Origin of the sequence: Micromonospora tarensis, assembly GCF_016803395.1 — a bacterium.
GTDB classification, from domain to species: Bacteria; Actinomycetota; Actinomycetes; order Mycobacteriales; family Micromonosporaceae; genus Micromonospora; species Micromonospora tarensis.
The window spans coordinates 1-11,558 of the sequence record NZ_JAEVHL010000211.1 but is presented as its reverse complement, the minus strand read 5'-3'; the positions used below and the strand labels follow the sequence as shown (position 1 = coordinate 11,558).

Here is an 11,558-nt window from a genome sequence, read left to right as displayed (position 1 = left end):
GACCCTCGCTGGCCGTACCGGGGGCGAGCAGGCATGATTTCCGCTGCGGGTGTCGCGGGGCGGGATTTCGCGGCGGGGTCGGGCGCGACGAGGAGGCACGCCCGCAATCCTGCCAGCCGGACGACGGGACCCTCGCTGGCCGTACCGGGGGCGAGCAGGCATGATTTCCGCTGCGGGTGTCGCGGGGCGGGATTTCGCGGCGGGGTCGGGCGCGACGAGGAGGCACAGTGGCACGGCGAAGGCTGGGGTTCTGGCAACGGTTCGCCGTGGGGCTGGTGAAGCCGGCGATGACCGTGTGGACCCGGCGTACCTGGCGCGGCCAGGAGCACCTCCGTCGCGACGGCGGCATGATCATCGTGGCGAACCACATCTCGCACGCCGACCCGCTGGTGTCCGCGCACTTCATCTACGACTCCGGGCGCTGGCCGCAGTACCTCGGCAAGGCCAGCGTGTTCCGGGTGCCGGTGGTCGGTTGGATCCTGCACCGGTGTCGGCAGATCCCGGTGGAACGGGGCAGCGTCGACGCGGTCCGCTCACTGGACGCGCTGGTCGCCGCGCTCGACCAGGGTGGTGCCGTGGTGATCTACCCGGAGGGCACCACCACCCGACAGCCGGAGCTCTGGCCGATGAAGGCCAAGACCGGTGCCGCCCGGCTGGCGTTGGCCACCGGGGCGCCCGTGGTGCCGGTGGTGATGTGGGGGCCGGAGCGGATCTTCGACCCCCGGACCAGTCGGGTCAGCCTGCGTCCCCGAATCCCGGTGACGGTCGCCGCCGGGGAACCGATCGACCTCAGCCGGTGGGCGGACGCTGAGCCGACCCGGGCCACCCTCGAAGAGATGACGGACACCATCATGTTGCGGCTGCGGGACATGCTCGCCGAGATCCGTGGTGGCACCCCGCCGCCACTGTGGCAGCGACCTTCCCGGTCCTCGGTCGGGCGCGAGCAGCCGGGTGAGGCGGCATGACCGGCCACGTCGCGGTGCTCGGTGCCGGCTCCTGGGGCACCGCGTTCGCCAAGATCCTCGCTGACGCCGGGCGGGACGTGACGGTCTGGGCCCGCCGCGCGCCGGTCGCCGAGAGCATCCGGGTCGAGCGCCGTAACCCGGAGTACCTGCCGGACCTGCTGCTGCCGGCCCGCGTCACCGCCACCGCCGACGCCGTCGAGGCGATCACCGACGCCGAGGTGGTGGTGCTGGCCGTGCCGTCGCAGACCCTGCGCGGCAATCTCGCCGAGTGGGCCGCACACCTGCACCCCGACTCCACCCTGGTGTCGTTGATGAAGGGCATCGAACTCGGCACCACCAAACGGATGAGCGAGGTCATCGTGGAGACCGCCGGGGTGGCCGCGGACCGGGTGGTCGTCGTGTCCGGCCCGAACCTGGCCCCGGAGATCGCCGCCGAGCAGCCGGCCGCGACAGTGGTCGCCGGGACGAACAGCAACCGCACCGCGCTCGTGCAGGCGTCGATCCGGACGCCGTACCTGCGCCCCTACACCAACGACGACGTGATCGGCTGCGAGCTGGGTGGGGCGGTCAAGAACGTGATCGCCCTGTCGTACGGCATCGCCACCGCGATGGGTTTCGGCGACAACACCCGGGCCATGCTGATGACCCGTGGGCTGGCCGAGACGGCCCGGTTGGGCGTGGCGCTCGGCGCGGACCCGATCACCTTCGCCGGCCTCGCGGGCATGGGCGACCTGGTCGCCTCCTGCTCGTCCCCGCTGGCCCGCAACCGCACCTTCGGCGAGCACCTGGGCCGGGGCGAGACGTTGGAGCAGGCCCAGGCCGCCACCCGGCAGACCGCCGAGGGCGTGAAGAGCTGCCTGGCGATCCGCGACCTGGCCCGGGCACACGGCGTGGAGATGCCGATCACCGAGCACGTCGAGCGGATCTGCCACGAGGGCATGGACCCGCGCCTCGCCGTGGACACCCTGATGAGCCGCACCGCCAAACCCGAGTCGTATGAGTGAGGATCCGATGAGCGAGTGGGGAGACGGCACCCGTTGCGTACGCGCGGGCCTGCCCGAGCCGACCCCGGGGGACCCGTTCCTGCCCGGGCCGGTCTTCGCCGCGCCGTACCATCTCGACCCGTTCCAGGGTCAGGGCGCGTCGCCGAACGGCTACGGTCGCCCCGACAACCCGACCCGGCGGCTGTTGGAAGCGGCCGTGGGCGAGTTGGAGGGCGGTGACTGTCGGGTCTTCGCCACCGGTCAGGCGGCCATCACCGGCCTGCTGCTCACCCTGCTGCGGCCGGGGGACACAGTGGTGCTGCCCACCGACGGATACTTCCCGGTCCGGGCGTTCGCCACCAACGTGCTGGAGGCCATCGGCGTCCGGGTCCTGCTCGTGCCGACCGTCGGACCGTACCCCTCGTTCGAGGGTGTCCGGCTGGTGTTGGTGGAGACGCCGGCCAACCCGGGCCTCGACGTCGTCGACGTGGCGGCCCTGGCCGAGCGGGCGCACGCCGCCGGCGCGCTGCTCGCGGTGGACAACACCACCGCCACCCCGCTCGGTCAGCGCCCACTGGACCTCGGCGCCGACCTGGTGGTCGCGTCCGGCACGAAGGCCCTCACCGGCCACTCCGACCTGCTGCTGGGCTACCTGGCCAGCCGGTCCGCGGACCTGGTCGAGGCGGTGACGACCTGGCGCACCACCACCGGTGCGGTGCCGGGCGCCTTCGACGCCTGGCTGGCACACCGGTCGCTGGCCACCCTCGACCTGCGGTTGGCCAGGCAGAGCGCGAACGCCGCCGCGGTGGCCGAGCTGCTCGCCGGTCGGCCGGACGTGACCGGCCTGCGCTGGCCGGGGCGACCTGGCGATCCGGCGTATCCGGTGGCCGCGGCGCAGATGCGCCGGGTGCCCGGGGTGCTCTCGTTCGACCTGGGCGACGCCGACCGGGTGGGCCGTTTCGTCGAGGCCGCCCGGCTGGTCGCGGCGGCGACCTCCTTCGGTGGCCTGCACACCACGGCGGACCGGCGGGCCCAGTGGGGCGACGACACCGCCGCTGGTTTCGTGCGGCTCTCCTGCGGGGCGGAGGACACCGCGGACCTGGTCGCCGACATCGCCGCCGCGCTGGACGCCGCCGGGCCGGTCTGAGTTCCCCGGTGGCATCGACCGATCGCGCCGCGCTGGTGAGCCGGCTGCGGACCGCCGGCTGCGTCTACGCCGAGGACGAGGCCGAGCTGCTGCTGGCCGCCGCCGACTCCCCGGGCCGGTTGGCCGAGCTGACCGACCGCCGGGTGGCCGGTGAACCGCTGGAGTACCTGCTCGGCTGGGCCGAGTTCGACGGCCTGCGGATCGCCGTCGACGCGGGCGTGTTCGTGCCGCGTGCCCGGACCGCCCTGCTGGTCGAGGCGGCGGCGGAGCTGACCGGCCCGGCGTCGGCAGTGGTCGACCTGTGCTGCGGTTCCGGGGCCACTACTGTCGCGCTTGCGCACCGGCTCGCGCCGCGCTTCCTGGCCGCCGCCGACATCGACCCGGTGGCCGTGGCGTGTGCCCGCCGCAACGTGGTCGGGCTGAACGTCGAGGTGTACGAGGGCGATCTCTTCGCTCCGCTGCCCCGGCGGTGGCGGGGTCGGCTGGACCTGGTGCTCGCCAACGCCCCGTACGTGCCGACCGACGCGGTGGCGCTGATGCCACCGGAGGCGCGGCTGCACGAGGCCCCGGTGGCGCTGGACGGTGGACCGGACGGCCTCTCGGTGCTGCGCCGGGTGGGTGCCGAGGCGACGCGTTGGTTGGCCCCGGGAGGGCACCTTGTGGTGGAGGCCGGCAGCACGCAGGTGGTGGCGCTCTGCGACGCGTTCGGCGCTGCCGGGCTGGCCCCGACCGTGCGCCACGACGAGGAGCTGGACGCCACAGCGGTCATCGCCCGCCGTCCCGGCTGAGCCGGCACGATCACGGCTGACCTGGCCGCCGCCGCGGCTTGTCGCCCGGAAACCACCAGGCCGTCCGACTCGCCGCCCCGGCCCGACCCGGCTGGGGTGGCCGGACGTGGCGGGGGAGAGGGCTTGGCACTAGCCTCGGCTCACACTCATGACGGCGGGAGGCGGTTTCGGTGGGCAGCGCAGGGGTGCCGGTGGTCGTCGGGTTGGACAACGGCGGCACGAGCAACAACGCCACAGTGCTGACGGTGGACGGCCGGTTCCTGGTGGACGGGCTGCTGGAGATTCCCAGCGAGGTGCAGGCCGGTCCGGAGGCGGCGATCGAGGCGCTCGCGCTGGCCCTGGATGGCGCGCTGGCGCGGACCGGAGTGCCGCGCGAGCTGGTCCGGGCGGTCGGGCTGGACACGCCCGGGCCGGCCAGCGCCGACGGTGTCATCTCGTCGCGGGGCTCCACCAACTTCTCCCAGCCGGCCTGGCGGGGCTTCGACGTGCGCGCGGCGCTGGAGCGGCGACTCGGCCTGCCGGTGGTCTACCACAACGACGGCAACGCGGCGGCGCTCTACGCCCACCACGTGCATTTCGGGCCCGACGCGATGACCCGCTCGTCGGTGTCCGCGATCGTCGGCACCGGCCTCGGCGGCGGTGTGGTCGAGAGTGGCCGGGTGATCGCCGGTGCGGCGGGGATGGCCGGCGAGCTCGGCCACGTGCACATCCCGCTGACCGGGCTGCTCGGCCCCGACCAGTCGCAGCCCACCTGTAACTGTGGTTTCACCGGTGATGTGGAGAGCATCGCGTCGCTCACCGGCATCGAGCGCAACCTGCTGCCGTACTGGCTGACCCGATATCCCGACCACCCGCTCGCCGCCGAGCCCGTGGGTCGGGCGGCGAAGCTGGTCCGTGGGTACGGCGAGCGGGCGGACGCCCTGGCCCGGGAGCTCTTCACCCAGCAGGCGATGGCGCTGGGGCGACTGTTCACGATTGCCGCGAACTTCACCGACCCGCACGCGTACTTCGTCGGTGGTGGGGTGGTGGAGGCGGCGCCGGAGTTCCGGGACTGGTTCCTGGCGACGGTCCGCGAGCACACAGTGCTCCGCGAGGAGCAGGCGGAGGTGGCCACCTTCGCGTTGGTACCGGACCGGGACATGGCCGGCGCCCGGGGCGTCGCCATCGCCGCGCTGGAGGCGTTACGCGCCGTTCCGGAGCCCCGACCGCTGGTTGCCTGAGCCGGGCCGCCCGCCGTGCGCCGTGGTCTGCGGTGCGCGGCGGGCCGGGGTCAGTGGGTGCTGGGCCTGGTCGGCTCGGCGGTGCGGACGGCCTGTTTCAGCGGCGCGGTGGCGCCTGGGCGAAGGCGGCCCAGGCGGCGGTTGCGAACAGCAGAGCCGGCCCGGCCGGGTCCTTGGAGTCGCGGACGGCCACCAGCCGCGGGATGGCGGCCACCTCCACGCAGGCGCCCTCGTCGCCGCTGCGACTGCTCTTGCGCCAGGACGCCGCGGCCAAGGCCGCTGTGATCGTCGGTTTCATCGGTCCTACCGTCCTTTCAGGACTGACAGGAGCATCTCGCGGCTGTCCGCCGGGCTGAGCGCCACGCTTCGGAGATGCTCCATGATCTTGGTGCAGGTACGCGTCTCGCCGGCCCGGTCGAGGATCATCTGACCGGCCACGGTCTCCACCGAAGCGATGATCGGGTCCTCCGGGTCGGCGAACTCGAGGATGTGCAGCGAACCCCGGGTGCCCCGGTGGTAGCCGGCGGAGAGCGGGATCACCTGGACGCTGATGTTCGGCAACTCGGCCATCTTGACCAGGTGACGCAGTTGCCCGTCCATCACCGACTGGTCACCGACCGGGCGGAGCAGCGCGCCCTCGTCGATGATCGCGTCGAAGATGGGCGGCCGGTCGCCGGTGAGTCGCAGTTGCCGGTCGAGCCGGACCTTGACCCGCTGCTCCACCAGCTCGTCGCCGAGGGTGTGCGGCCCGCCGCGCATCACACCCCGGATGTAGTCGGCGGTCTGCAGCAGACCGGGCACCACCGAGGGCTCGAAGTTGGCGATGGCGGTCGCCTCGGCCTCCAGCGCGATGAAGTCGATGGTGCGCGGATCCAGCACGTAGGAGTACGACACCCACCAGCCCGGCTTGCGGGCGTCCTTGGCCAGCTGCACCGCGGCCGCCACCTCCTCGGCGCTCACCCCGTACGACGTGAGCAGGGCGCGCACTGTGGCCGGAGTGATCAGGGTCTGCGCGTTCTCGTAGCGGGAGAGCGTGCTGCGGGTGCTGTTGATTTCATCCGCCGCGGTCTCCAGCGTCAGCCCGGCGGCCTCCCGGTGGTGGCGTAGGGCGATGCCGAGCCGGCGGGCACGGGCGGTCTTCGGAGCCATGCATCGATGGTCGCACACATTTACGGGAACGTCTGCATGAGAGAACGCCGATGAGAGTTGCATTCACGGCTGTACACGTGTCAATCTGTTATCGCGTCCTCACCGCCGGTTGTCGTGGCGACGGTGGTGGTGAGCGACCGGAGGGGATGGGGCGCGCGGCGATCGGGTTTCTCCCCCGTACCCGATCGTCGCGTGCCGCCCCGCCATCCCGGCCCGCCGGAAGGAGACGACGTGCGAACCGGCCCGGAGCCCCCCGCCGTACCCCCGGACGGCCTGCGATGACCCGCTTCCTCGTGGTGCTCACCGACGTGCGTCCGGTCGAGGGCGTCGACCGCAACGAGCGGATCGCGCCGGAGCGGCGCCGGCAGGTGGTCGGCGCCAGCAGCCGAGAGGCCGCCGACCGGATCGCCGGGGCGTTCATGGCGCTGGGCATGGTGCGGGCGGGCCGGCAGCGGGTGAAGGTCATCGCCGTCGGTCGCCGGCACGCCCGAGACTGAATAGGCCCAGGTCAACGGCTTGCGACGGGCTCGATCGCCCGGTCACGCACCGTATATCCTCCGCTGACCGGTTGCGTGTCGTGCGGCGGCTCGCCGGGTATCGCCGCGCCCTATCGCCACGCACAGTAAGGTCAACCGGGTGAGCGCCACCGGCGAGCACGACCAGCCGCAGTCGCGTACGAAGAGGTGACCGGAGTGACCACCCCAGGCAAGACCCGCGTGGCGATCGTCTTCGGCGGCCGCAGCCCGGAGCACGGCATCTCCTGTGTCAGTGCCGGCAGCGTGTTCGGCGCGCTCGACCCGGACGAGTTCGAGGTGGTGCCGGTCGGCATCACCCGGGCCGGCCAGTGGGTGCTGACCGACGGCGATCCCGCCCAGCTGGCGATCAACGCCCGTCAACTGCCCGAGATCACCGCCGACTCCGGCGACGACATCGTGCTGCGGGCCGACCCCACCGGCAACGGGCTGATGCTGCTCGACCCGACCGAGGGGCCGCGGGTGCTGGCCGACGTGGACGTGGTCTTCCCGGTGCTGCACGGCGCGTACGGCGAGGACGGCACGATCCAGGGCATGCTGGAGATGGCCGGCATCCCCTACGTCGGAGCCAACGTGTTCGCCTCCGCGGCCGCCATGGACAAGGAGTTCACCAAGAAGCTCTGCGCCGTCGAGGGCATCCCCGTCGGCGCGTACGCCGTGCTGCGTAACGGGATGACCCTCAGCGAGCAGGACAAGGAACGGCTCGGCCTGCCGGTCTTCGTCAAGCCGTCCCGGGCCGGCTCGTCGTTCGGGGTCAGCAAGGTCACCGACTGGGCGCAGCTGGACGACGCGGTCGCCGCCGCCCGGCAGTTCGACCCGAAGGTCATCATCGAGGCCGGGATCATCGGCCGCGAGGTCGAGTGCGGCGTGCTGGAGGGCGAGGCCGGTGGCGCGCCCGAGGCGTCCGTGCTGGCCGAGGTGCGGGTCGTCGCCGACCACGACTTCTACGACTTCGAGGCGAAGTACCTCGACGACTCCTGCGAGTACGACGTCCCGGCGCAGCTACCGGAGCGGGTGACCCGTCAGGTGCAGGAGTACGCCGTCCGCGCGTTCACCGCGCTGGACTGCGCCGGTCTGGCGCGGGCCGACTTCTTCGTCACCCCCGAGCTGGACGTCTACCTCAACGAGCTGAACACGATGCCGGGCTTCACCCCGACGTCGATGTTCCCGCGGATGTGGGCGGCCTCCGGGCTCGAATACCCGAAGCTGGTGAACCGGCTGATCCGTACCGCCCAGCGGCGCGGCGTCGGCCTGCACTGAGCCGCACCGGTCCGGCCCGCGCGCCTCGGACGGCGCGGGCGGGACCGGTTCAGCGCTGGCAGCCGGACGGGATGGCCCCGCCGGAGGGCACCGTCGCCACGATCGTGCTGGAGATCGTCGGCACCCACTGCAACGGCTGCTCGTACGCGCGTGGGACGCGCACGGTGATCGACGTCTCCCGGTCGACAGTGGTGAGCACGGCCGCGTCGGCCTGCTCAGCCAGGTGCCAGCAGACCCGGTTGACCGTCCAGACCTCGTCGGTGCTGGGGAAGTTCGGTTCGGTGCCGCCGCAGGCCACGGTGAGCGCGGGGTCGCCGTACGCGGCGTTCTGCTCCGGGCCGGCGGTGACCGGCCGCTGGGCCCGGTCGCGGATGCTCTCCGGCAGCTGGGAGAGCAGGGCCCGGCAGACCGTGGCCGGGCGGGCGGCCAGCGCCGGCGCGGCCATCTCCACCGGGGTGGTGGACTGCGCCCCGACGGTCGTCGCGGAGGGGGTCGGCGTCGCGGCCGGCGCGTCCGGGCTGATCTTGTTGAACGCCAGCACGGCCACCAGCAGCGTGATCGGCAACGCGACCAACGTGGCCAGCAGGGCGGCGCCGCGCATGGTCCGGTCCCGGCCGGCCGGCGCGTCGCGGCCGGATCGGCCGACGCGCGGTTACCGTCAGCCGGCTCGGCCGTCCCGTCCGCCGCGTCGCGCGCCCCGTCGTCGTCCAGGGCGGCGGGGGAGTTTGTCATCTCGTCCACTTACAGCCGCACCACCGAACACGTGAGGGTGCGGGTGATGCCGGGCACCATCTGCACCTTGCTGACAATGAGTTTGCCGAGCTCGTCGACGGTGTTCGCCTCGGTGAGGACGACCACGTCGTACGGGCCGGTGACGGCGTCGACGCGTACCACGCCGGAGATGTCCGCGATGAGACCCGCCACGTCACGTGCGCGGCCGACCTCGGTCTGGATGAGGATGTACGCCTGTACCACGACTAGACCTCCGTCCGTCGCCGCTCAGGAGCGGCCCGAAGGGTGAAACTACCTTACGGACCAGGTCTGATCCCTATCGGTGGTCAAGGAGCAGCGGTGAGCGAGCACGGCCGAGCCGGGCAGAACCAACGGAACGCCGGCGGTGGCGGCACTGTGTCCGGAATCGGGGAGTTCGGGCTGATCGAGCGGATCACCGCCCGACTCTCGTCCGGGCCGACGACAGTGCTCGGACCGGGTGACGACGCGGCGGTGGTGGCCGCGCCGGACGGTCGGGTGGCGGCCTCCACTGACGTGCTGGTCGACGGCCGACACTTCCGGCGCGACTGGTGCTCGGCCCGCGATGTCGGGCACAAGGCGGCGGCGGCCAACCTGGCGGACATCGCCGCGATGGGCGCCACGCCGACCGCGCTGCTGGTCGCCCTCTGCATGCCGGCGGATCTGGACACCGCCTGGGCGGAGGAGTTGGCCGACGGGCTCGCCACGGAGGCGGCCACGGTCGGTGCCAGCGTCGTCGGCGGGGACATGTCCTCCAGTCCCACGCTCACCGTCGCGGTCACCGCGCTGGGCGACCTGGCGGGCCGTCCGCCCGTGCTGCGCTCCGGTGCCCGTCCGGGGGACGTGCTCGCCCTGTCCGGGCGCATCGGGTACGCGGCAGCCGGGCTGACCGTGCTCACCCGGGGCTTCCGGACCCCCCGGCTGTTGGTCGAGGCGTACCGTCGGCCGCTGGTGCCCTACCAGTCCGGCCCGCAGGCCGCCCGGCTCGGCGCCACCGCCATGATCGACGTCTCCGACGGGCTGCTCGCCGACCTCGGACACGTGTCGAGGGCGAGCCAGGTGGCGATCGACGTGCGCCGGAGCGCGTTCGAGGTGCCCCGGCAGATGGCCGACGCCGCGCAGGCGCTCGGGGTCGACCCGTACACCTGGATCCTCGCCGGTGGCGAGGACCACGCGCTGGCCGCGACCTTCCCTCCGGCGGTGGCGTTGCCGCCGGACTGGCGGGCGATCGGTGTCGTCACGGAAGGTGACGGGGTGACGGTCGACGGCGCGCCCTACGGCGGCCCGACCGGCTGGGACCACTTCCGGTGAGGCCGGACGCCCTCCGTATCCTGGGTACCGTGAGTGAGATCGAGATCCGGACGGTGGCGTTCGACGCGCCGGTGGCGCAGCAGCTGATCCGGGCCGCCCTGGCCGACCTGGGGGCCCGCTACGACAGCTCCGGCGACGACACCCCGGTGGACGCCGCCGAGTTCGAACCGCCCGACGGTGTGTTCCTCGTCGCCTACCTGGCCGGTGAGCCGGTCGGTTGCGGTGGTTGGCGCAGCCACGGTGCGGGCGTCGCCGAGGTGAAGCGGATGTACACCACCCCGGCGGCGCGGGGCCGGGGCGTCGCCCGCGCGGTCCTGGCGGCCGTCGAGCGCTCGGCCCGCGAGCAGGGCCGCAAGCGGGTGGTCCTGGAGTGCGGCGACAAGCAGCCCGAGGCGATTGCCATGTACCAGTCCGCCGGGTACGAGCGGATTCCGAACTTCGGCTACTACAAGGACGCGGAGGGCTGCGTCTCCTTCGGCCGTACCCTCTGACCGGCGTCGCCGGGCCCGCGCCGGCCCGGCCGACGGGCTGGACCTGGACACGACAGAGCCGGCGGACCCTGGGTCCGCCGGCTGAGCCGTACGAGAAGGTGGGTGCTACCGCGTCAGGCGCGGGTGACCTTGCCGGCCTTGATGCACGAGGTGCAGACCTGCAGCTTCTTGGTGTTGCCACCACCGGCCGGGGTACGCACCGACTGGATGTTCGGGTTCCAGCGGCGGTTGGTCTTCTTCTTGGACCAGGGCACGTTGTGGCCGAAGCCCGGCCCCTTGCCACAGACGTCGCACACGCTAGCCACGGGATACTCCTGGGATTGATACGTTCATGAGGTCGCCGGCAGGTGCTGCCCGGGCAACCTGGTCAGGTTACCCGATGACTCGCCGACCCGGCCAACCGGCCTGGCGGCAAGGGTACCGGAGGGCCTGCTCCGCGACGCGGTCCGTGCCGGAGCGGGGCCCCGGCGGACACGCCGGACGAGTCCGACGCGTGTCGGTGCCCGCCAGTAGGCTTCTGGCCGTGCTGGACACCCTCGACGCCGCCGCGGTCCGCCGCTGGTGTGCGGGCGGGTTGGCCGCACTGAAGCGCCACCAGGGCGAGATCGACCAGCTCAACGTCTACCCGGTGCCCGACGGCGACACCGGCACCAACCTGGTGCTCACCCTCACCTCGGCCCAGCAGGCCCTGGCGATGGACCTGGACACCCTGCCCGAAAGCGGGTCGACGGCGCACGGGCACGCGCTGCGGCTGATGGCCCAGGGCGCGCTGCTCGGCGCGCGGGGCAACTCCGGGGTGATCCTCTCGCAGATCCTGCGCGGGTTCGCCGACGAGATCGCCGGGCTGCCGGCGGTGCGCGGCCGGGGGTTGGCCGCCGCGCTGGAATCCGGCGCCGCCGCCGCGTACACCGCTGTCGCCCGGCCGGTCGAGGGCACCGTGCTCGAGCGTGGTCGCGGCGGC

14 protein-coding genes and 1 pseudogene are annotated in these 11,558 nt (G+C 72.9%); 10 read left to right on the top strand and 5 right to left on the bottom strand.

The features are described 5' to 3' along the window. Window positions 1-227: 227 nt before the first annotated feature. The 5 genes from JM949_RS28060 (at window position 228) to JM949_RS28040 (ending at window position 5,103) form a co-directional block, all read left to right on the top strand. Window positions 228-965 carry a lysophospholipid acyltransferase family protein gene (locus tag JM949_RS28060; protein ID WP_203151207.1) on the top strand — a complete coding sequence of 246 codons (738 nt, stop codon included), beginning with the start codon at window positions 228-230 and terminating at the stop codon, window positions 963-965. Then, window positions 962-1,969: an NAD(P)H-dependent glycerol-3-phosphate dehydrogenase gene (locus JM949_RS28055; protein WP_203151206.1), complete on the top strand. Its 1,008-nt coding sequence runs from the start codon at window positions 962-964 to the stop codon at window positions 1,967-1,969. Before JM949_RS28060 ends, JM949_RS28055 begins: the two co-directional genes overlap by 4 nt. 7 nt (window positions 1,970-1,976) lie before the next feature. Continuing rightward, complete coding sequence (locus JM949_RS28050; protein ID WP_407664837.1) at window positions 1,977-3,095, top strand: cystathionine gamma-lyase; 1,119 nt, start codon at window positions 1,977-1,979, stop codon at window positions 3,093-3,095. Between the two features lie 8 nt (window positions 3,096-3,103). Continuing rightward, a complete protein-coding gene (locus JM949_RS28045; RefSeq protein ID WP_309232361.1) occupies window positions 3,104-3,883 on the top strand; it encodes a putative protein N(5)-glutamine methyltransferase in 780 nt (259 codons plus the stop codon). 170 nt (window positions 3,884-4,053) lie between these two features. After that, on the top strand, window positions 4,054-5,103 hold the full coding sequence (locus JM949_RS28040; protein ID WP_203151204.1) for an ROK family protein: 1,050 nt from the start codon (window positions 4,054-4,056) through the stop codon (window positions 5,101-5,103). A 97-nt stretch (window positions 5,104-5,200) separates the two neighbouring features. Here the strand turns inward: JM949_RS28040 and JM949_RS28035 are convergent, their stop codons facing one another. Beyond that, on the bottom strand, window positions 5,201-5,401 hold the full coding sequence (locus JM949_RS28035) for a DUF397 domain-containing protein (RefSeq protein WP_203151203.1): 201 nt from the start codon (window positions 5,399-5,401) through the stop codon (window positions 5,201-5,203). A 5-nt stretch (window positions 5,402-5,406) separates the two neighbouring features. Continuing rightward, window positions 5,407-6,252 (bottom strand): helix-turn-helix domain-containing protein, encoded by an 846-nt coding sequence (locus JM949_RS28030; RefSeq protein WP_203151202.1) that lies wholly within the window; start codon window positions 6,250-6,252, stop codon window positions 5,407-5,409. A 278-nt stretch (window positions 6,253-6,530) separates the two neighbouring features. On the opposite strand from JM949_RS28030, the gene JM949_RS28025 reads away from it, so the two are divergent. Both JM949_RS28025 and JM949_RS28020 read left to right on the top strand, forming a co-directional pair. Next, window positions 6,531-6,749 carry a hypothetical protein gene (locus tag JM949_RS28025; RefSeq protein WP_203151201.1) on the top strand — a complete coding sequence of 73 codons (219 nt, stop codon included), beginning with the start codon at window positions 6,531-6,533 and terminating at the stop codon, window positions 6,747-6,749. Between the two features lie 195 nt (window positions 6,750-6,944). Beyond that, the gene (locus tag JM949_RS28020; RefSeq protein WP_203151200.1) at window positions 6,945-8,045 is read left to right on the top strand and encodes a D-alanine--D-alanine ligase family protein; all 1,101 of its coding nucleotides are present in this window, start codon (window positions 6,945-6,947) and stop codon (window positions 8,043-8,045) included. A gap of 49 nt (window positions 8,046-8,094) precedes the next feature. On the opposite strand, the pseudogene JM949_RS28015 reads toward JM949_RS28020, so the two are convergent. Both JM949_RS28015 and JM949_RS28010 read right to left on the bottom strand, forming a co-directional pair. Further along, a pseudogene (locus JM949_RS28015) lies at window positions 8,095-8,786 on the bottom strand (DUF3515 family protein). After that, complete coding sequence (locus JM949_RS28010; protein ID WP_030335303.1) at window positions 8,787-9,020, bottom strand: Lrp/AsnC ligand binding domain-containing protein; 234 nt, start codon at window positions 9,018-9,020, stop codon at window positions 8,787-8,789. 96 nt (window positions 9,021-9,116) lie between these two features. Between JM949_RS28010 and JM949_RS28005 the strand changes: the two genes are divergently transcribed. Both JM949_RS28005 and JM949_RS28000 read left to right on the top strand, forming a co-directional pair. Beyond that, on the top strand, window positions 9,117-10,106 hold the full coding sequence (locus tag JM949_RS28005) for a thiamine-phosphate kinase (RefSeq protein WP_407664836.1): 990 nt from the start codon (window positions 9,117-9,119) through the stop codon (window positions 10,104-10,106). Between the two features lie 29 nt (window positions 10,107-10,135). Then, window positions 10,136-10,597 (top strand): GNAT family N-acetyltransferase, encoded by a 462-nt coding sequence (locus JM949_RS28000; RefSeq protein ID WP_203151198.1) that lies wholly within the window; start codon window positions 10,136-10,138, stop codon window positions 10,595-10,597. A gap of 113 nt (window positions 10,598-10,710) precedes the next feature. Here the strand turns inward: JM949_RS28000 and rpmB are convergent, their stop codons facing one another. Beyond that, window positions 10,711-10,902: a 50S ribosomal protein L28 gene (rpmB, locus tag JM949_RS27995; RefSeq protein ID WP_091671657.1), complete on the bottom strand. Its 192-nt coding sequence runs from the start codon at window positions 10,900-10,902 to the stop codon at window positions 10,711-10,713. A gap of 218 nt (window positions 10,903-11,120) precedes the next feature. Here rpmB and JM949_RS27990 point away from each other — a divergent pair. Beyond that, window positions 11,121-11,558 (top strand): DAK2 domain-containing protein (locus tag JM949_RS27990; protein WP_203151197.1); only part of this gene is annotated, 438 nt, incomplete at its 3' end.